The organism is Chloroflexota bacterium (assembly GCA_014360805.1).
Taxonomy (GTDB): Bacteria; Chloroflexota; Anaerolineae; order DTLA01; family DTLA01; genus DTLA01.
This window is the reverse complement of sequence record JACIWU010000056.1, coordinates 1-21,125: the sequence shown is the minus strand read 5'-3', so window position 1 is coordinate 21,125 and position 21,125 is coordinate 1. Positions and strand designations below refer to the sequence as shown.

Here is a 21,125-nt window from a genome sequence, read left to right as displayed (position 1 = left end):
AACCGTCTCGTTCGCTCGGCCACCTGGGCCGGATCCACCGTAACCCGCGCGACGCTGCTCTCCATGGCCGCGCGCGCCACGGCAGCCGCTACCGCAGGCGGCACGGCGAAATCCATGCCTCCGGGGATGAAACGCTCGGGTTCCAGGCGGTCTTCGGGAATCAGGGTGGCGATCGCATGGGCCGCAGCCACCTTCATGGTCTCGTTGATCTCACGGGCGCGGGTATCCAGCGCGCCGCGGAAGATGCCCGGGAACGCCAGCGAGTTGTTCACCTGGTTGGGGAAGTCGCTGCGGCCCGTGGCGATAATCGCGCCTTGCTGCCGCGCGTCGCGGATGGCGGCCTCCACCTCTTCGCGCGGCGCTCCGGGCCGCGGCGCGAACTCCGTATCGGGGTTCGCCAGCGCGAACAGGATCGGCTTCTCCGCCATGGAGGCAATGACCTCCGGCGTCAGAATGCCGGGCGCCGAGACGCCGATGAACACATCCGCGCCTTTCAGGGCATCGGCAACCGAGCCGCGAATCTTCTCGCGGTTGGTTACCTTCGCCATCTCCTCCTTGATCCAGTTCATCCCCTGCTTGCGGCCCTGATAGATGGTGCCCTTGGTGTCGCACAGGATAATGTCCTTCACGCCGCCGGCCAGCAGCATCTTCGCCACAGCGACCCCCGCCGCGCCCGCGCCGTTGATGACCACCCGCACCGAGTCCAGGGCCTTGCCCGCCAGTTTGCACGCGTTGATGAGACCGGCCATGACCACCACTGCCGTGCCGTGCTGATCGTCGTGGAACACTGGGATGTCCAGCAGGGCCTTCAGTTTCTCCTCAATCTCAAAGCATCGGGGCGCGGCGATGTCCTCTAGATTAATGCCGCCGAAGGTGGGCGCGATCCGCCGCACAATCTCCACGATCTCGTCGGTATCCTGCGTGGACACGCAGATGGGGAATGCCTCCACCCCCGCGAACGTGTGGAACAGGATGGACTTGCCCTCCATGACGGGCAGCCCCTCGCGCGGGCCGATGTTGCCCAGACCCAAGACAGCAGACCCATCGGTAACGACCGCCACCAGATTCCCCTTGGCCGTGAGTTCGTAGGCGCGGGCCGGGTCTTCGTTGATGACCTTGGCCGGCTCGGCGTCGTTGGGCGAAAGGTACAGGCTCAGCGTGTAGCGGTCGCGGATGGGCAATTTCGCGTGGATCTCCAGCGCGCCGTGGTAGCGCCGCCGCAGGTCAATGGCCTTCTCGCCCAGGGACGCGCCAGGCCCCACCCGCGGCTCGTCCACCGTGGCCGCCTGCCCCTCGTAGATGTACCGCCGCGTCCGCTCCTCAATCTCGTCGGGGTCGGCCTTCACGCGGGCCATGCCGGTCTCTATGGCCAGTCGCGCCACCTCGCGAGCCAGGCGCGGCGCGACGGTGAAATCCAGCACGTCGGGCACGATGCGGTACCGGTCAGGGTTCGGCACCATGTCGGCCAGGCAGCGCGCCGCGCCGACCAACATGCGATTGTTCACGCCCTCGGCGCGCACGTCCAGCAAGCCGCGGAAGAAGCCCGGGAACACCAACGCGATGTTGATGCCATTGGGGTAATCATCGCGCGCCGTCGCCACCACCGCGGCCCCGGCCCGTTCGGCAACCGGCGGCAGAATCTCCGGATCCGGCACCGAGAAGGCGAAGATGATGGGGTCCGGCGCCATGCTCCGCACCATCTCCTCCGTCAGCATACCACCGCCCGAGAATCCGATGAAAACATCCGCGCCCCGCAGCATGTCGGCCAGAGAGCCGTCGCGCCGCTCGGGATTGGTGCGCTTGGCCAGGTAGCGCTTGAGCCAGTTCATCTCCTTCAGGCGGAAAGGCGTCAGCGCGCCGTGCCTGTCGCACACCACGGTCTGGGTTACGCCCACTTCGTCCAGCAGGTCCACCAAACCCATGGCGGCAGCGCCCGCGCCCTGGATGACCACTTTGAGGTCCTCCAGTTTCTTGCCCACCACTTTGGCCGCATTCATGAGGGCCGCCAGGGTTCCGATCGCGACGATCTCCTGGTGATTGTTCACCACGGGGATCGTCAGCGCCCTCTCCAGCAGCGATGTTACCAGAATGCTGCGAGGCGCGGCGATGTCCTCCAGGCACACCGCCCCGAACGTGCCGCTCAACGCGCCGATGGTTTCCACCATCTCGGCCGTATGCTCGGCATCCAGCACAATGGGCAGCGCATCCACGCCCGCAAACGTCTTGAAGATGATGGCTTTGCCCTCCAGGGGCGGCAAAGCCGCTTCTGGGCATGCGCTCGGCAAGCCGAAAAGCCCCGATGCGTTGCTCACCAGAGCCACCGTATTCCCCCGCAGCGTGTAGGTGAAAGACAGCAGCGGGTCCTTGGCGATGGCCCGACACACTTCGGCCACGCCCGGAGTGTACAGCAGGCTTAGCATGGCCGAATCCTTGACCGGCACCTTGCTCTGCACGCCGATAAGTCCTCGGTAGCGGCGAAGGTACCCCAGCAACTCCTCTCTGGAAATGTGATCACCCGATGTGTTCATTTTTATCTCTCCTCGTGAGTGATGCAGGCTGCGATGTCGGCGGCACATCGGCGGACCGCAAGCATTCGTGTGCCCTGCAGATTGTGAATATTATAACGATTTGGCCCGTGGGCGCAAAACCGCGGGGCTGCAGAATTCGGCTCCGTCTTGTGTTGGCGACTGAGGTGCGACGCACTTTCGGAAGTGCGTCGCACCTATGCCCATGGCGCGACCGACAAGACTTGGAACCGAGACGGCCGCAGCACTGTCCGTTAAGATCGCAGGGTAGTGCATACCTTTCGGTAGGAATTGGTCAGACCGATGAGCGGCAGCATGAGACGCATAGAGCGTAGCGCAGGTTTCCATACCTGCCCCCTGCTTCCGGTGGCTATGGAAAGCCGCCCTACGTGTTTTGGCTCTGTGCCGCCAACCCATTGCGAGCGCAGTGGCTGGTTCCATACCCGCACCCGACGTCTGTGGCCTAGGTCGCGCAGTTCCCATACGAAAAAGATACACTACCGACCGCGAAGCGGCGACCTCGCGCCCCCTAGCATCCACTCTCGTCTTTGAACAATTCAGGGTACAATTCCCTGGCGCAGTCAGGGCAAAGCCCGTGAGTGAAACTGGCATCGGAATGTTCGCTGATGTACGATTCCACGCTGTGCCAGTAGCCCTGATCGTCCCGGATCCGCTTGCAACTCGCGCAGATGGGAAGCAATCCCTGAAGAACTTTCACCTGCGCCAGCGCTTCCTGAAGCCCGTGGATGAGATCCTCGCGTTCCTGTTCCAGGCGTTTGTAGCGGGTAATGTCGCGGAACACCACGAGTCGCCCCGTCAATTGCCCTCGCCTGCCTCGCAACGGGGACATCTGCGCATCAAAGTACCGTGGCGCGCCCCTGTCCTCCAGGATCAACTCCACCCGCTGCTCCTCTTCCGATCCCAACAGCGCCCTCGCCGCCTCGGTCGTGCCGATCACGTCGCCCAGCGCCTGACCCACCAAGGTCGCGGCCCCACGACCCAGGAAACGCTCCGATGCCGCGTTGGCATCCACGATCTGCCCTTGCACGTCTAGAACAACGACGCCTTCGGTCATGCAGTCCAGCAGGCGCTCGCGTGCTACGGGCACCAGAACCAACGCCTTTTGCCGCAGTGCCCCCCAGGCCAGGGTGATGCTCATGAATCCCAGCGAAATCGGCGTCCATTCCATGCCAGCCACAGGGTTCAGCCCGGTTAGGTAGAGAATGTTGCCGACGAGCGGGAATGCCGCCGCCAGTGCAAATAGGGTAATCTGAGAGCGGAAATAGGCGCGACGGCGAAGCATCCTGGAGAACAACACACCGAGACCCACGAGAATGACCCCGTAGATGTACGCGCTGGCAAGCCAAAACCACGGGCCGTGACCGTAGATGCCGATGTTCGTACTGGGGTCAATGCGGAGCGACGGCCAATTCAGCGGGCGCAAAGCATCCGTGAAGACCACGACCCACGTGAGGACGGGCATAACGACCAGAAGCAGAACTCTGCCCCACCCCCAATGATTCTCCGGCTGGACATATTCCAGGGCGAACAGCAACAGGAAGACTGGGAGGGTCATCGTGCCGAGATAGCACACCTGCGACCAGAAGAACTTGAGATCTTCCGTTGCGGCCGCCATCTCCATGCCCGCCCCGGCAATCCACACCGCCACTGCAACATGCATCCAGAGTAGATAGATCAGCCCCGTTACATGACGGCGGCTCCATAGGAAGGGTATTGCCGCCAACGTCATTATCAGGGCGGGGATATGAAGAAGGGCATAGATTGTGATGCGATACGCCATGTACACTCCTCAAAAGACAAGGCCCGTCGGGGCAAGACATCTAGTCCCCATCCCACGTAACGCGCGGCTGCCTCCGGGGCACCAGGCGTCGGTAGCGGTGGACGGGGTATCCGATCACCAACGCAGTCGTCATGCGATGCCCCTTGGGGATGCCCGCCAGCCGCCGCACCACCGGATCGTATCGGCTCGCCGTCGTCAGGAACCCGACCATGCACGCGCCCAAGCCCATCGCGTGGGCCGCCAGCGCGATGTGATACGTCGCATAGGCGCTGTTCTCTATGCCAAACGCGTTCCTTTTGTGCGCGTGGGTGATAATGAGGGCGGGGGCGTCGTAGAAGATCGGATCGCCGCCCGCTCGCAGCGTCTCGGCAAAACCCTCCAGCGACGCCAGATAGCCCTCCAGCCGCTTCCGCCCCCACGACCGGCTGGCCCACGCCAGAACCCCCGGAACCCGCGCAACTCGTTCCAGAAGCGGCACCCAGCCCGTGATGCGCCGCGACAGTGCCTTCATCCTCTGCCGGTCTGTGATGACGATGAACCGCACGTCCTGTGCGTTGCTCGCCGTTGGCGCATACCGTGCGACATCCAGCAGTTTGTCCAGCACCTCTCGGGGCATGTCCTTCTGCCGGAACTCGCGCACCGAGCGGCGGCTCCGAAGAAAGCCCACCAGGCTGTCCAAACTCGGCACGGCCTCCGCGGGCATGGGGGGAAAGTCCTGGCCGTCAAACCCGCGATGCACCACGGCGTCCACCGGGCACACCGCGACGCAGTGCCCGCACAAAATACAGCCGCCCGGCCGCATGGCCCGCACGCCTTCCGCTTTCACGAAAACCCGCGCCGGACAGACCTCCACGCATGCCCCGCACTGAACGCAATGAGTCGCAATGTCTATGGTGTACATCCCGCCTCCTATGCAGACCCATACTACTCTCTGGAACGGGCTCATGTCAAACGAAACACGCGCCACGGGCCCGCGGCGCACGCAGTTCACACGACCTTGTTGCGATTTTCACGCAGTTTTCACTGCGCCTCTCCATGTGCTGTGGCACAATGGCAGATGAGGACACATGCGCCGCCTGACGGCCGTTGCTGCGCCTCGGCGCGTGGGTCGCCCGATGCGCGCCTGAAGATTCTCTTGTGGAGGATGTCAACTAGGCGATGACCACTGAAGAGTTCCTTCAGAGCCAGATTCACCCCGAGCCGATCCTTGTCGTGGAAGACGAGGATTCCGTGCGGAGTCTGCTGCTCCGAAAACTCACCCGCGCGGGCCTCACCGCCGTCGGCGCCGCCAACGGCATAGACGCCCTTGCCCTCCTCCGCGAGCAGTGTTTTGGCGTCGTCATGTCGGACATCAACATGCCCAGACTCAACGGGCTGGAACTCTTGCAGATCATCCGCGAGACCTACCCCGATGTCGTCGTCATCATGGTGACGGCCTATGGCGACCTGGACCATGCCATCGCTGCCATGCGGTTGGGAGCCTCGGACTACGTGGTGAAGCCCTTTGACCTGGACCAGATCATGAATGCGGTGCAGCAGGCCCTGCGCCAGCGGCAGCGGAACCTGGCGCGGCGCTACCTGGAATCCCAATCCAGAATCCAGCAACCGGCAGATGCCGGCCATCGGCTGCTGCTCAGCACCGTGATGGCCCTGGCCAACAGCCTGGAAGCCAAAGACCCGTACACCGTGGGGCACTCGCAGCGCGTGGCGACCCTCGCCGAACGACTCGCCCTCGCCCTGGGCCTTCCCGCAAGCGACACTCAATACATCCGCATGGCCGGCCTCCTTCACGACATCGGCAAGATCGGAATCCGCGAGGCCGTCATCAACAAACCCGGCCCTCTCACGCCGGTGGAATATGCTCACATCCAGACCCACCCGCTGATTAGCGAGCGCATCCTTGTGCCCGTGGCCGAACTCAATGGCGCGCTCCGCATGATACGGAATCACCATGAGCATTGGGATGGCAGCGGTTACCCGGATGGACTCAGGGGACTGGAAATCCCTGTGGGCGCGCGCATCCTGGCCATCGCCGACGCCTACGACGCCATGACCTCGCAGCGGCCGTACCGCCCGCCGCTGCCTCACGACGTGGTGCTGCGCGAAATCCAGAAAGGCGCGGGCCATCAATTTGACCCAACCCTAAGTCGGCTGTTTCTGGAGATCATCGCGGAACAGGGATGAGACCAGCCAGGTGTACGCCGCCCGTTAGGACAAGAGGTGAGCACGATGACAACAAGCGATCTCGCCACACCGGCAGACAGCAGCATGACGCAAGGAGAAACGCTCCGCGTGGAGATTCACGCAGGGGACTACATCGCCTTGGGAACCGTTATCACTCGCCACCAGCGGCTGATGGACGTGCTGGAGAACCTGACATCGCCCTACCTGCGCTTGGAGAACGCGCGGATTCAGTCCCTCCACCGCATGGGCGTCGGGCACCAGACCGAAGACGCCCTCCTGGTGAGCCGCGACCACATCCGCATCGCCATCCCCTACGAGGAGGAAAGCGCCCCCGAAACGAGAAAGTCGCATCCGCGCTATATTCCGAAGTATCCCGTCGCGGCGGCTCTCTACATGGACAACATGGAGATAGAAGGGCACCTCCACATTCGTGAGGGCGAAGATGCGTTCCTGGCCGCCCAGAACCTCGCCGATCCTTTCATTGCGGTTACGGACGCTTCCGTGCGGTACCTGGATCAGAGTCGCTCCCTTCCCTTCCGCTGCCCGGTGCTGATCGCCAACAGGCAGTACGTTCACCTGATTGCGCTTCGCCCCCAACCCGACGACCAGTTCCATTCGCGCCTGGAGCAACTCCTGGCCCATTCCAGTTCGCTAGCCGCGCGCATCCTGCGTGCGCCCACCTTGTCCGCATGACGACGGAGGACCCGCCATGGAAGAACTGACCCTGCACACGACAGACGGCTGCGATGCCCTGACGAACCTGGAGCAGCGCGAACTCTGCTTGATTCCTCTGCTGGGCACGGGCGTAAGTGGCATGCGTGTGTTGGCGCAGCGCGAGACCATCATCGGCCGCCAGCCGGGGGTGGACCTTCTCGTGCGCGACCCTAGGGTCTCTCGCCAGCACTGCAAGATCGTTCTGACCAATGCGGGGCCGAAAATCGTAGACTTGGATAGCCGTAACGGCACGTTCGTCAACGACGTTCAGGTGAAAGAGACCTACCTGAACGACAGCGACCTGATCCGCGTCGGCGACACCGTGTTCCGCCTGCGGTACGTAGACCGCGTGGAACTGGAACGCCAGGAGGAGTTGTATCGCAGGGCCACCCGCGATAGCCTCACGGGCCTGCACAATCGCCAGTACCTGCTGGAGCGCCTGAACGAAGAATTGGCGCGGGCGCGACGGCATCACTTTCCGGTATCGTTCCTGATGATAGACGTGGACCACTTCAAACTCATCAACGACCGCCTGGGGCACGCTGCCGGAGATCGGGCGCTGGCCGTGGTGGCCGGCATCCTCCGCGACAACGTGCGGAGCGAGGACACGGTGGCCCGCTATGGCGGAGAGGAGTTTGCCGTTCTTGCGCCGTTCTCGGATGTCATGGGCGCGCGCATCCTCGGCGAACGGCTGCGCTCGCTCGTGGAGAGAAACGACTGGTCCAAGGGCGAGGGGCGCATGCCCTTGACCATTAGCGTTGGCGCCGCCACGTTCCCCGACGACGCGGACGCAGGGCTGGACTTGATTCACAAATCCGACATCGCGCTCTACCGAGCCAAGCACGCTGGGCGCAACCGCGTGGTGAACTACTCCAGCAACGGAGAGGACACGGAGAAGTAGAATTGCCGAACAGCGAGGAGTTGACTCCGAACCGCATAGGCCCGTACCGGCTCATTCGCGTCATCGGGCGCGGCGGCATGGGCGCCGTGTACCTCGCCGAGCACAGCGACACCCACCGCCAGGTCGCCCTCAAAGTGCTGCCGCCCGAATATGCAGCCATGCCCGACCGCGTCGCGCGGTTCCTCCGCGAAGGGATGGCGGGCACCCGCCTGCGCCACCCCAACATCGTGGAAACCTACGAGGTCGGCGAAGAGAACGGCGCGTACTACATCGCGCTGGAGTACGTCCAGGGCGAAAGCCTGCGCGAACGGCTGGACAGGCGGGCGCTGGACCTTCGGCAATCGCTGGACATCGCGCTGCAAGTGGCCGAAGCCCTCGCTCATGCCCACGCGCGCCACATCGTGCATCGCGACCTCAAGCCCAGCAACATCATGATCGCCGCCGACGGCACCGCAAAGGTCATGGACTTCGGCTTGGCTAAGGTGGCCGACGCTTCTGCGGTAACCATGGCGGGGGTCCTCATGGGCACAGCCGCCTACATCTCGCCCGAACAGGCCCGCGGCGAGGCAACCGACGCCCGCAGCGACCTGTACTCGCTTGGCGTCATGCTGTACGAGATGATCAGCGGCCAACTCCCCTTCACCGCCGAAACCACCGCCGCTGTCATCTTCAAGCATATCAACGAGCAGCCAATTCCCGTTCGGCGCCTCGCCCCCGACGCCCTGCCCGCCGTGGACGGGCTGGTGTGGCGGCTCCTCCACAAGCAACCCGAACGGCGATTCCAGTCTGCGCTGGAACTCGCGTCGGCCATCCGCCTGTGCCTGGATGCGCTAGACAAGGGCACATCCCTGCCGGCCAACCTCTTTGACCCCACCCTGCCGTCCGACGAGATGCTGGCCACGACCCACATCCCGCTCGTTGGCCGAGAGCGCGAATTGACGTTCCTGCGCCAGGCGTTGGACCAAGCGCGCAACTCCAGGGGAGGGCTGGTGCTCATCAGCGGAGAGGCCGGGCTTGGCAAAACGCGGCTCGTCGCGGAAATCCAGCGCGAGGCGCGAAGCGCGGGCTTCCTGTGCCTCACCGGCCATTGCCTCTACCAGGAAGACCCGAACCCGTACCTACCCTTCGTGGAAATTCTCCAGTCCTACCTGGACACGCGCGAGACCATGGTCGGCATACCCGAAGACAATGACACCATCGGCCATCTGGTTACGCGGCTATCCAACTTCCTGCCCTACGCCGCCACCGCCGCCGCGCCGGCCGCCCACGAGGCCCTGCGATGGGCCGACGCCCAGACCGCGCTCTTTGAAACGATTCGGCAGGTGCTGACGTCCCTCGGCCAGAAACAGCCGCTGCTCCTTTTCGTGGACGACCTGCAGTGGGCGAGCGCAGCCACGCTTCGGCTCCTCCACTACCTGGCGCGCAACATCCAGGCCGCGCCCATCCTGCTGGTCGGCACGTACCGCGAGGAGGACATCCAGCAGGAGACCGGCGCCGAGCCTCACCCACTGCAAGAAGTCATGCGGCGCATGAGCCGCGAGCACCTGTTTGAGCACCTGGCACTGTCGCCGCTCACGCGCGAGCAAAGTGATGCTCTGGTGCGGCACGTGCTGCCGGGTGCTCCCGAGGACGCCGAATTCCTCGCGCGGGTGTATGCGGAGACGGAAGGGAACCCGTTCTTCATCCTTGAGGCCCTGCGCATGTGGCAGGAAGAAGGCCAACTGGTGTACACCGAGGCCGGGTGGCGGCTCATCGGCAGGCCCGAGGAAATGCGCGTGCCCCAGCGCGTCCACGACGTGATCACGCGGCGGCTCCAGCGCCTGGACGAGGCCAGCCGCGAGATTCTGGATGTCGCCGCGGTCATGGGCCGGCGATTCACCGTGGAGACCATCAGCGCCGCGCTGGGCCTGCCCAAGGTGGAGTTGCTGCGCCGACTCGGCCGGTTGGAGAAAAACCACCAACTGATCGCCTTTGAGAGCGGCACCTACACATTCACCCACCACCTCATCCGAGACGTGCTCTACGCGGAACTCGCCGAGCCGCTGCGCGTGGAATATCACCTCATCATCGCGAAGCGACTGGAGGAACTGTACGCAGGGCGGCTTGAGGAGATCGCCTACGACTTGGCGCATCACTTCTACCAGGGCGCCGACTACCGCACGGGCCTCCGCTACGCGCAGATGGCCACCGAGCGCGCCGAGGCGCAATGGGCGCTGGAAGAGGCCCTGCACTTCAACCGCCTGGCACTGGACGCCATCGCCCACCTGCCCCCCGACCCACACTACGCCCGCCAGGAGTGCGACCTGCGGCAGCGGCGCGCTGCGCTGCTGCAGGTGGCCGGCGATCTCCAGGGGACGTTGGAGCAACTGGAGCGGGCGCTTGCCCTGTGCGAGCAACAGGGCAACGCCTCGCGGCAAGCCGAGGTGCTCACCGAGATCGCGCGCCTTCACGCCCGAAAGAGCGACTGGGACGCCGCCCTGCAACTGGCCTCGCAGGCGATGGGCATTGCCGAAAGGGCCGGCGATGCGCCCACCATCGCCCAGGCGCTGTCGGTGCGCGCCATCGTCCTGTTCCAGACCGGCAAGTGGGACGATGCGCTGGACAGCCTCCGCTGGGCAGCGGGCCTGGTGCAGGGCGACGAACAAGCGCTGCTGCGGGCGCGCATCCTGGGAAACATGGGCAACATCCTGGACGCCCAGGGCAAAAAGGACGATGCCATCCGCCACTACCGGCAGGCCATCCGTATTTTTGAAGCAGCCGGCCGCCTGCTGGATAGCGCCCGCGGTTCGCTGAACCTCGGCTTCGTCTACGCGTCCATGGACAACCCGGCCGAGGCGCGGGCGTGCTACCAGGATGCGCTGGCCATCTTCCGCAAAGTCGGTGATGTGTACCACACCGCCCTGACCCAGCAGCATCTTGCCGAATTGGAACTGTCCCAGGGCAATATCGCTGCGGCCGCCGACCTTTGTAAGACTGCCCGCGACACGTTCCTGCGCATCGGCGACGAACTGGGCAAAGCCGACACCAGCCGCATTCTCGGCCGCATCGCCGCGTGCGGCGCCGATCCCTCGCAGGCGCAGAAGCACTTTGCCGATGCGATTGCGTCGTATGGCGAACTGGGCGACCGTCTGAACTGGGCCGAAACTTCCCGCGAACTTGGGCGGCTTCTCGCCGCAGAGCACAGGGCGGCGGGGGCGATTCCATACCTGCAGGCCGCAGCCGATGCCTACGCGGACCTCGGCCTAACAAAGGAGGCGACAGAAACCATTCAAGAGATGAGTGTGCTCAAACAGGGTGTGCCTATGGGCGGCGCGTCCGTCCGCTAAAACTCGCAGGTTGTGGCCAGTCCTGAGCGTGGGGCGCGACCACCAGACGCAAGAAAGGCGACTTTCTCTGCCAAGGCACCGCCCGAAAAGGCAAACCATTCGTAAGAATGGGGCGCAAAGCTACGGGTCCTGACTGTTGGGACAGCCGGGCTACCGAAGGAGGTGCAAAATGAAGACAACCAAAACCAAACTAACCATTGCGCTGCTGCTGGCCATCGTGCTTGTCATGACCATGGTCATGCCTGCGCTGGCCGGCGGCAAAACCATCGTCGTCCGGAGGTTCATCCAGGCTGACAGGGGCGGAATCCTGCGGGCAGCGGGGATCACCCTCGTCGTGCCACCCAAGGCCCTGCCACATGATGCCATGATCACCATGGCCGTGGACCTTGGCGCGCGCGAGGTAACCTTCAGCCCCGACATGGAATTCGCTCGGCCCGTGTATGTACACTTCGCCTTCCCCGTGAACGGGCTGAACTACTGGAATGGCAGCCGGTGGGTGCCAGTCCAGATGTTCGGCCGAACGGCGATCCTGTACCATTTCTCACGCTACGCATGGTGGTAAAGACCCGGACTGCCGACAGATTCCGTCAACGACACCCTGAGAGGACTGGCCATACCGAAGCCCCCGACCGTGGAGTCGGGGGCTTTCTTTTGCGCGCACCGGCCCCGCCGCGGCTACCTGCGAGAAGCCAGGAACTCCAATGCCGTCGCGGCCAGCATCGCCGACGCGATGGGCAGGGCCCGCTCGTCCAAATCAAAGCGCGAACTGTGCGATTGCCGCTGAGGGCTGCCCTCAAGCGCAGCGCCCACCAGGAAGTAAACCCCGGGCACGTACTGGGTGTACAGACTGAAATCCTCGGACACCGGGCTGGGGACCTCCGGCCCCACCTTCAACCCCATGCCCACCGCCACACGCTCCACAAGCGCAGCCAGCGCCGCATCGTTCACCGTCGTCGGATGGCCTTGCGAAATCTCCAAGACGTAATCGCCCTTCTGCGCCCTCACCAGTTCACACGCCTCCCTCAAGCCCTCCGCGATCTGCCTGCGCACCAGCGGGCTGAAACTGCGGATCGTGCCCGTGAGTTCCACACGGTCGGCAATCACGTTGGCCTTCCGTCCTCCGGAAATGGTGCCCACGGTGATGACCCCCGCCTCCATAGGGTCTATACGCCGCGCCACGATGCTCTGGATCGCATTCACCACCTGGGCCGCGAGCACAATGGCGTCAATCCCCTTGTGTGGATACGCGCCATGGGCTGCAGAGCCGATGACCGTGAGTTGGAAAGCGTCGGTTGCGGCCAGGATCGGGCCAGCCGATACCAGCACCGTGCCAACCGGCTCATCCACCACCACATGGCTGGCCGCAATGGCATCTACGCCCTCCAGTACGCCCGCCTCCACCATGCGGTCGGCCCCGCTTCGGCCTTCTTCGTCCACCGTCTCTTCCGCGGGCTGGAAAATCAGGCGTACGCTGCCGCGGATGTCCGCGTCGCGCAGCAGCATGGCAACGCCCAACAGCGAGGCGACATGAGCATCGTGGCCGCATGCGTGCATCACGCCCGGCACGCGCGAGGCGTAGGGCAACCCGGTCTTCTCGTGAATCGGCAAGGCGTCCATATCCGCGCGGAGCGCGATCGTCGGAGCGCCACGCCCCAGGAAGGCCACAACCCCGGTCCGGCCTACCCCTGTGCGAAACTCCACCCCAAGGGATGAGAGCATCTCGGCAATCAGGTTGGCCGTCTTGAACTCCTGGAATCCCAACTCGGGCCACTGGTGCAAGCGCCGCCGAATGTCCCGCAGCAGCGGTTCCAACTGTCTCGCACGCTCCAGCAGCGATAGGTCCATCGTCGCCATAGGCCTCACCCCACCTGCAATCTCGGATCCAATGCGTCCCGAAGTCCATCCCCAAACACGTTCACGCTCAACACCGCAAGCATGATCGTCAGGCCAGGGACCGTTGTAACCCAGGGGGCCACCCGCAGGTAAGCCCGACCCTCGTTCAACATCAGCCCCCATTCGGGCATCGGGGGTTGAGCGCCCAGCCCCAGGAAACTCAATGACGACGCGCTGAGAAGCGCGTGGGCAATGTCCAGCGTCGCCAGGACGATCACCGGCGCCAGGACATTGGGCAGCACATGCCGGAAGACGATTCGCCGATTCCCGCAACCGACCAACCGCGCCGCCTCTACATACGGCTGTTCCCTTGCGCTCAACACCACGCCGCGCACGATGCGCGCGTAGCCCGATATGCCGGCAATGCCCACGGCCAGCATCACATTGCCAAGCCCAACCCCCAGCAACGCCACCACCGTGAGGGCCAGGAGAATCCTCGGGAACGCCAGGAGCATGTCCACAAAGCGCATGAGGCACGAATCCACGATTCCCCCATAGAACCCCGCGACCAGTCCCAGCAACACGCCGAAGACCACGGAGATGCTCACAGCCACCAGCGCCGTTACCAGCGTCGCCCGGCCACCGTACAGGAGACGGGACAGGATGTCGCGCCCCAGGAGATCGGTCCCCAGCCAGTGGCTTGCGCCGGGCGGCTGAAGTTGATTGGGCAAATCCATGGCAAGAGGATCATACGGCGCGACCCACGGGGCCAACACGGCCAGCAGCCCCATCGCCAGAAGGACGCCGAGCCCGGCCAGGGCAGCACCGTTGCGCCACAGGCGGGCGAGCGCCACCGCCCACGGCGAACGCGGCCCGGATTCCGCAGCAGCCGCCATCTCGGAGGCAGTCCTGGAGCGGCTCATGGCAGTTCGAGTCTCCTTCGCCTACGCACCGCGCCGAATGCGCGGGTCAATGAAGGCGTAGGAAACATCCACCAGCAGGTTGACCACCACGTACATTCCCGCGATCAGGATGACCTCGCCCTGCACCAGCGGAAAGTCCTTCCAGATGATGGCATCCACCATCGTGCGCCCAAGCCCCTGCCGAGAGAACACCGTCTCGGTGATCACGGCCCCGCCCAGCAGCCCACCGAACTGCAACCCGAGCATCGTTACGACGGGAATCAAAGCGTTCTTCAAGGCATGGCGCAGAACCACGACCCGCCAGAAGAGTCCTTTGGCCCTCGCGGCGGTAATGTACTCCTGCCCCAGCACCTCCAACATGCTGGAACGCACCAGGCGGGCCACCGACCCGGCCGTCCCATACCCCAGCACAGCAGCCGGCAGAATCAAATGCCGCAAATCTCCCTGGCCCGTCGCCGGAAGCCAGCGCAACTGCGCCGCAAACAGGTAGATTCCCAGCAGCGACGACCAGAACACCGGCATGGAAATCCCGACCGAAGCGATGACCATAACCGCCCGGTCTACCCACGAGTTATGCTTCAGCGCCGCCAGCAGCCCCAGGGACACCCCACCCACGATGGCCAGCACCATGGCCGCGACGGCGAGTTCCACCGTAGAGGGCAATTGCTCCCAGAGTATCTGCGACACCGGCTTGCGCAGCCAGATGGACTCGCCCAGATCCCCGCGAACGAGATTGCGCAGAAAACGCCAATACTGAACGTGAAGCGGTAGGTCCAGCCCCAGTTGTTGCCGCAGGCGCTCAATCGTTTCGGCCTGGCCGCCCGACTGCGCAAGCATCACCTCGGCCGGGTCGCCCGGCAGCAGGTGCATCAACGCAAACACGATGGTGGCCACACCCAGCACAACCGGAATGGCTACGAGTAGGCGGCGCTGTACATAGCGAAGCACGGTTTCCCCCAGAATCTTGCCCCGCCTTGAGCGCGGCGCCTGGATGCCGTCGCGCCCAAGACGCAGAACGCCAGCCACAAACCCCTACGGCTCCACGTACACGTCATAGAGCCACGGGAACCAACCCTGCAACGAGTACCGAAGGCCCTTCACCCGCACGCTGGCCACGTTCAGGTTCACGTAGTCGCGAATCGGAATAATCAGAGCCTCGTCCATGATCTTCTTCTGAACCTTCTCGTACAGTTGCGCGCGCTGGACAGGGTCGTTCGTGCGGACGGCGTCATCCAGCCATTGGTCCATGTCGGCGTCGCCGAACTTGGACCAGTTCAACCCCGCGGCGATGTTCCGGGAATGGAAGAACGTCCGCAGGATGTCCGGGTCGCTGGCACTGACGGCCTGGGGAATCATGTTATGTTGACCTTCGCGCGCGGCCTGCACGGCAGCCGGATAGGTGAGCACCTGTGTTTTGGCGTTGATGCCGATTTGGCGCAGCATGGCCTGAATCATCTGGCCTACTTCCGGCACATTCCCCCAACTCATGAGCAACATCTCCACCTCGGCAGGGCGGCCGTCCTTCTCTACGATGCCATCGCCGTTGGTGTCGCGGAAACCCGCCTCGGCCAGCAGCGCCTTGGCCTTGCTCAGGTCGTAGGCATACATCCCTTCCACGGCCTTGGAATAGAACGGCGTCGCTGCGCTCAAAGGCCCCCAGGCAACCGGCGAGAACCCGCGAAACACCGCATTGACGATGGCCTCTCGGTCCACCGCGTACAGCATCGCCTGCCGCACGCGCACATCATCCGTGGGGAACTTCTGCGTGTTCAGAAAGAACTGAAGGGACTGCCCGGGGATTCGGGTCGGCAGCAACACGAACCTGCCGCTCGCCTGGAGTCGGGTCGCGTCCTGCGGTGGTACCTCACCCATCACGTCGGCCTCGCCCGCTTCCAGCGCCGGCGCCCGTGTCGCCACATCGGGATAGAAGCGGAACGTGATCTCGTCCAGATAGGCCGGCCCCTGGTGCTCCATGAACTCCGGCGCCCAGTTGTAGTCGGGGTTCTTGACCAGCGTGATGTGATCCTTGGCCACGTATTCCTTGATCATGAAAGGGCCGGTGCCCACTTGGTGGTCCCGATAGTCCGCGCCCCATTTCTGCACCGCCATGGGCGACACCATGGCGAGATACACCTGGCTCACCGAATCCAGGAACGGCGCGTAAGGCTCTTTCAGATAGACGCGCGCGGTGTACTCATCCACGACTTCGGTGTGATCGTAGGCGCCCAGCATGTTGATGGCCTTCTGCGACTTGAGGTCGGGATCCACAATTCGGTCAAAACTGAACTTCACCGCTTCAGCATTGAACGGTGTCCCATCGTGGAACTTCACGCCCTTGCGCAGGTAGAAGGTGTAAACCCTGCCGTCCGGCGACACCTCCCACCTTTCGGCCAGACCCGGAACGAACTCGCCCTCTTGCGTCTGCCAGACCAGAGGGTCGTACACGCTCGTCAGAAAGATTCCCAACTCGGAAGAAAGGCCCTGGTGCGGGTCAATGGCCGAAACCACAAGGGTCAGTCCGTAGGTGATTTTGCCCCCCTTGGGCGCGGGTGTTGCCGTAACCACCACCTGCTCCGTCTCCTTGACGGGGACGGTCTCCTTCACCACGATTTTCTCCGGCGTGGGCGTAGGGGCGCACACGGCCAGCGCGCCAACCGCCACCAAAGCGGCCAGGAATCCCAGGCTCACTTTCGCCAGCGTTCTCATCATTTTCCTCCGCGTCTTAGGAGATTACCCAGAGAATGAACATGGCTTGCAATGGGATGAGACGCACGAACACGCTTGTGGTCCCGATTACACCCCCCTTTCGCGCCCCCAACCCGTGGCATGGGTGTAAGGTCCTCGCCGCGCGCACAACGCCAGAGCCGCCCAACCGCGGCCAGCCGAGTGCGTGCGGATGCGCGTGGCAAGATACCTGCCAAGTATACCACTCGCCGCCTCGCCGTCAAGAAAGCCAACCCCATCGCACCCCGCCGCACACTGCTATTGACGTTCGCGGCCGCCCATGCTAACATACCGCCAAACAGCCCTTTTACCCAGCAGCGAGGACAAAACGCTTTATGGCAAAATACCGCATCGTTTTCATGGGCTCCGGGGACTTCGGGATTCCTGCCCTGCGGGCTTTGCACCAACAGGCATGGGGCAACATCGTGGCCCTCATTACCCAGCCGGACAAGCCCGCGGGCCGAGGGCGACAACTGAAGCCGCCGCCCATCAAGGAAGCGGCCGCGGCCCTGGGCATCCCCGTGCTTCAGCCGGCCAACCTCCGCACGCCGGACGGCATAGGGGCTGTGCGGGCGCTGGCACCCGACGTCATCGTCGTGGCAGCGTATGGGCAGTGGATACCGCCCGAAGTTTTCGCCGCCCCGCCGTTCCACAGCCTCAACATCCATCCCTCCCTGCTGCCGCGACACAGGGGCGCTGCGCCTGCCATGAGCGCCATACTCGCGGGAGACACCGAAACAGGGGTAACGATCATCCTGGTCTCCGAGGAGATGGACGCGGGCGACATCCTGAGCCAGGCGACGATGCCCATCCTGCCCGACGACACTGCCGGCAGCCTGATGCAGAAACTGGCCGACCTGGGCGCCGCCCTCATCGTGGAAACTCTCCCCAAATGGCTCGCCGGTCAGGTTCGGCCCACACCCCAGGATCACAGCAAAGCCACCTGGTTCAAGCGCGTCAGCAAACAAGCAGGGCTGATTGACTGGACCGAATCGGCAGAGACAATCTGGCGAAAGGTCCGCGCATTCAACCCCTGGCCGTCGGCCTACACGTTCCTCAGCGGCAGGCGGCTCATCATCCACCGCGCGATGCCCGTGCCGGCAGACACCCTGCGCCCCGCCGCCCCCGGCGAGTTCGTGCTTCACCCAGAAGGCCCTGCAGTGGGGACGGGCACCACTCCCCTCCTGCTGCTGGAAGTGCAACCGGAGGGCAAGCGCCGCATGACGGGCAAGGAGTTCCTGGCGGGCCAGCGATCCCTTGCCGGCGCGCGCCTGGGCTGACCGGCAAGCCAAACGCCACAAAAATCGGGCAGGAGGATGTCTCCTGCCCGATTCGTGCATGCGCCTGTTAGGTCTAGGACTGCTTCGCCAGGAAGGCCGCCATCTCCGCCAGGCGAGTGGAGTACCCCATCTCGTTGTCATACCATGCGGCAACGGAGACGAGTATGCTATCCATGACCTGCACCAGCGGAAGGTCCACGATGGACGAGTGCGGGTCGCCCACGATGCGCGACGAGGCCCACTGCTCCTCCAGCACGTCCATGATGCCGTGCAGCGGCGGCCGAGCCGCGGCTTCCCGGAAGGCGTTGCGCACCTCGTCCGCGGTTACGGAGCGCCCCAGAATCGCGTTGACTTCCGCGATACTGCCCGTGCGGACGGGAACCCGATATGCCTTGCCCGTCATCTTCAGATCGGGCCAGATGAAGTTGAGAGCCTTGGCCGCGCCCGACGAGGACGGAATGATGTTCTCAGCAGCCGCCCACGAATCCCGGCGGTCCTTCATCGGCTGGTCCGTCAGGGACTGCGAGTTGGTGTAGGCGTGCACCGTGGAGAAGAAGCCGCTCTTGATGCCATAGTGCTCGCGCAGCACCTTCACCACCGGAGCCAGCGCATTCGTCGTGCAACTGGCCATGCTGATGATACGGTGCTTCTCCGGGTCAAACTGCTCCAGGTTGATGCCCGGCAACAGCACCGCGTCGCAGTCCTGCAGGGTCTTGCTCGGCGCGCTGACCAGCACGCGCTTGGCGCCGCGATCCAGATGCGCCTGCGCGCCAGCCCTCACCGTGGCCCGCCCCGTGCAGTCCACGACCAAATCCACCCCCAGCGCCCCCCAATCAGGCAGTTCCTGCAGGGTGTTGTAGTACGCGATCTTCCTGCCGCCGATGATGAACGCATTGTCCTCGGCCTGCACCGGTTCGTGCCACCGCCCATAGTTGGAATCCACGGCGAACAAGGCGGCCAGCGTCGGCACATCCTTGATGTCGGAGATAGAGACCGGCACAAAAAGCCCGCCCTTGAGCGCCGCCTTCAGCGCAGAGCGGCCAATCCTGCCAAACCCGTGTATCGCGATGTTACCCATGTGTACCTCCTTCAGTGGTAAATAGAACTTTCAGACACCGACCCGTCATAAGCACGCACCCACACACGCCCCGTGGTGCTGCCGACGCCGGGCTTTCGGTAACTATACCGCATGGTACGAAAACCGTCAACTTGGCCCAACCCGCGCTAGTAGTGAATACACTCTACGTGTTCGGACGTTGTGCCGCCAACCCATTGCGAGCGCAGGGGCTGGTTCCATGTGCGGGACTTGTATCTTTCGCCAACGCTGTGGTAAACTATGCGTACTTCAATGAGGAGAGCGCTATGACCCGATTCCCACGGTGCAGTGGTATTCTGATGCACCCAACCTCGCTGCCAAGCCGATACGGCATCGGCGATATGGGGCCTTCCGCTTACCAGTTCGCGGACTTCCTTGCGGCGGCCGGGCAATCGTATTGGCAGGTGCTGCCCCTCAGCCCCACCGGCTTCGGCGACTCGCCGTACCAGGGGTTGTCGGTCTTCGCCGGCAACCCGCTGCTCATCAGCCCCGAACTGCTTCTGCACGAGGGCCTTCTCGCGCCCGAACACCTCGCCGATGTCCCGCAATTCTCGGATGCCCGAGTGGACTTCGGGCGCGTGATCCCCTACAAGACCGCGCTCCTGGATCGCTCATTCGCCCACTTCCAGGCCCAAGCCTCGGACGCCCAGCGCGCCGCCTTCACCGCGTTCTGCGCCGAAAACGCCTTCTGGCTGGAAGACTACGCCCTCTTCGCCGCGCTGAAGGAGCACTACAACCTGCGGCCGTGGTACGAATGGGACAGGGACATCGCCAGGCGCGAACCAGACGCCCTGCGCCGGTGGCGTGAACACCTCCGCGACCGTATTGAGGCCCAGAAATACCGGCAATGGCTATTCCTCACCCAGTGGCTGCGCCTCAAGCGCTACGCCAACGACAGGGGCATTCGCATCATCGGCGACATCCCCCTGTACGTGGCCAGGGACAGCACGGACGTATGGGCCAACCCGCACCTGTTCCACCTGGACGAGAACCTGGAGCCTACGGTCGTGTCCGGCGTCCCGCCTGACTACTTCAGCGCCACGGGCCAACTGTGGGGGCACCCCATCTACCAATGGGATCTCATGGCCGAGGATGGTTACGCCTGGTGGATCGCGCGCTTCCGCATGGCGTTTACCCAGGCCGACGTCATCCGAATTGACCACTTCCGAGGCTTCTACAACTACTGGGAAGTCCCCGCCGGCCGGGATACCGCCGTGGTGGGCCGGTGGCTGTACGGGCCGGGCGCGCGCCTCTTCCATGCCGTAACGCAGGCGCTGGGCGAAGTGGCCATCATCGCGGAAGACCTGGGCGACTTTGACGACGCCTCACGCGCGGGTGTGGACGCGCTGAAGGCCGAATTCGGCTATCCGGGCATGAAGATTCTCCAATTCGCGTTCGGCGGCGACCCCAGCGATCCTTTCTTGCCGCACAACTACACCCGCGATTGCGTCGTCTATACCGGCTCTCACGACAACGACACCACCGTCGGCTGGTATCAGGTAACGTCCACCGAAAAGGAGCGCGACTATGCCCGCCGGTACATGGCCGTGGACGGCTCTGACATCGCGTGGGACTTCATCCGCCTGGCGTGGGCGTCGGTAGCCAACACCGCCATGACCACCACCCAAGACCTGCTGAGCCTGGGCCATGAGGCGCGCATGAACCACCCGGGCACGTCGGGAGCGCCGAACTGGTGCTGGCGGGTGCTTCCGGGCGCCCTGACCGACAACATCGCGGCGCGGCTCCGAGAACTGACGTATCTATACGGGCGACTTCGGCAACCCTAGAGGACACACCATGGCCACCGTAGATTTCCCC

Annotated in this window: 15 protein-coding genes and 1 riboswitch; of the genes, 7 read left to right on the top strand and 8 right to left on the bottom strand. The window is 64.0% G+C overall.

Annotated features, from left to right (window positions below):
- The 3 genes from H5T65_10135 to H5T65_10125 form a co-directional block, all read right to left on the bottom strand.
- Nucleotides 1-2,528 (bottom strand): NADP-dependent malic enzyme (locus tag H5T65_10135; protein ID MBC7259595.1); only part of this gene is annotated, 2,528 nt, incomplete at its 3' end.
- A gap of 526 nt (nt 2,529-3,054) precedes the next feature.
- Nucleotides 3,055-4,275 (bottom strand): PAS domain-containing protein, encoded by a 1,221-nt coding sequence (locus tag H5T65_10130; GenBank protein ID MBC7259594.1) that lies wholly within the window; start codon nt 4,273-4,275, stop codon nt 3,055-3,057.
- Between the two features lie 91 nt (nt 4,276-4,366).
- Nucleotides 4,367-5,227: a nitroreductase family protein gene (locus tag H5T65_10125; GenBank protein ID MBC7259593.1), complete on the bottom strand. Its 861-nt coding sequence runs from the start codon at nt 5,225-5,227 to the stop codon at nt 4,367-4,369.
- A 257-nt stretch (nt 5,228-5,484) separates the two neighbouring features.
- Between H5T65_10125 and H5T65_10120 the strand changes: the two genes are divergently transcribed.
- The 5 genes from H5T65_10120 to H5T65_10100 all read left to right on the top strand — a co-directional run bounded on the left by H5T65_10120 (nt 5,485) and on the right by H5T65_10100 (nt 12,013).
- Nucleotides 5,485-6,510 (top strand): response regulator, encoded by a 1,026-nt coding sequence (locus H5T65_10120; protein ID MBC7259592.1) that lies wholly within the window; start codon nt 5,485-5,487, stop codon nt 6,508-6,510.
- A gap of 84 nt (nt 6,511-6,594) precedes the next feature.
- Nucleotides 6,595-7,203, top strand: coding sequence for a hypothetical protein (locus H5T65_10115; protein MBC7259591.1), 609 nt, complete (start codon nt 6,595-6,597; stop codon nt 7,201-7,203).
- A gap of 16 nt (nt 7,204-7,219) precedes the next feature.
- Nucleotides 7,220-8,125 carry a GGDEF domain-containing protein gene (locus tag H5T65_10110; protein ID MBC7259590.1) on the top strand — a complete coding sequence of 302 codons (906 nt, stop codon included), beginning with the start codon at nt 7,220-7,222 and terminating at the stop codon, nt 8,123-8,125.
- A 2-nt stretch (nt 8,126-8,127) separates the two neighbouring features.
- A complete protein-coding gene (locus H5T65_10105) occupies nt 8,128-11,451 on the top strand; it encodes a protein kinase (GenBank protein MBC7259589.1) in 3,324 nt (1,107 codons plus the stop codon).
- Nucleotides 11,452-11,530: 79 nt separating this feature from the next.
- A riboswitch (cyclic di-GMP riboswitch) is annotated at nt 11,531-11,609 on the top strand.
- A gap of 11 nt (nt 11,610-11,620) precedes the next feature.
- Nucleotides 11,621-12,013 (top strand): hypothetical protein, encoded by a 393-nt coding sequence (locus tag H5T65_10100; GenBank protein MBC7259588.1) that lies wholly within the window; start codon nt 11,621-11,623, stop codon nt 12,011-12,013.
- 113 nt (nt 12,014-12,126) lie between these two features.
- Here H5T65_10100 and H5T65_10095 read toward each other — a convergent pair whose 3' ends face one another.
- The 4 genes from H5T65_10095 to H5T65_10080 all read right to left on the bottom strand — a co-directional run bounded on the left by H5T65_10095 (nt 12,127) and on the right by H5T65_10080 (nt 16,913).
- Complete coding sequence (locus H5T65_10095) at nt 12,127-13,284, bottom strand: amidohydrolase (protein MBC7259587.1); 1,158 nt, start codon at nt 13,282-13,284, stop codon at nt 12,127-12,129.
- A gap of 26 nt (nt 13,285-13,310) precedes the next feature.
- Nucleotides 13,311-14,207 (bottom strand): ABC transporter permease, encoded by an 897-nt coding sequence (locus H5T65_10090; protein MBC7259586.1) that lies wholly within the window; start codon nt 14,205-14,207, stop codon nt 13,311-13,313.
- A 21-nt stretch (nt 14,208-14,228) separates the two neighbouring features.
- Nucleotides 14,229-15,155 carry an ABC transporter permease gene (locus tag H5T65_10085; GenBank protein ID MBC7259585.1) on the bottom strand — a complete coding sequence of 309 codons (927 nt, stop codon included), beginning with the start codon at nt 15,153-15,155 and terminating at the stop codon, nt 14,229-14,231.
- Nucleotides 15,156-15,239: 84 nt separating this feature from the next.
- Nucleotides 15,240-16,913: an ABC transporter substrate-binding protein gene (locus H5T65_10080; protein ID MBC7259584.1), complete on the bottom strand. Its 1,674-nt coding sequence runs from the start codon at nt 16,911-16,913 to the stop codon at nt 15,240-15,242.
- A 353-nt stretch (nt 16,914-17,266) separates the two neighbouring features.
- Between H5T65_10080 and fmt the strand changes: the two genes are divergently transcribed.
- Nucleotides 17,267-18,211: a methionyl-tRNA formyltransferase gene (gene fmt / locus H5T65_10075; GenBank protein MBC7259583.1), complete on the top strand. Its 945-nt coding sequence runs from the start codon at nt 17,267-17,269 to the stop codon at nt 18,209-18,211.
- A 73-nt stretch (nt 18,212-18,284) separates the two neighbouring features.
- Here fmt and H5T65_10070 read toward each other — a convergent pair whose 3' ends face one another.
- Nucleotides 18,285-19,289, bottom strand: a complete 1,005-nt coding sequence (locus H5T65_10070) for an aldehyde dehydrogenase (GenBank protein ID MBC7259582.1) — start codon at nt 19,287-19,289, stop codon at nt 18,285-18,287.
- A 284-nt stretch (nt 19,290-19,573) separates the two neighbouring features.
- Here H5T65_10070 and malQ point away from each other — a divergent pair, with 284 nt between their 5' ends.
- Nucleotides 19,574-21,094, top strand: coding sequence for a 4-alpha-glucanotransferase (gene malQ / locus H5T65_10065; protein ID MBC7259581.1), 1,521 nt, complete (start codon nt 19,574-19,576; stop codon nt 21,092-21,094).
- Nucleotides 21,095-21,125: the final 31 nt, after the last annotated feature.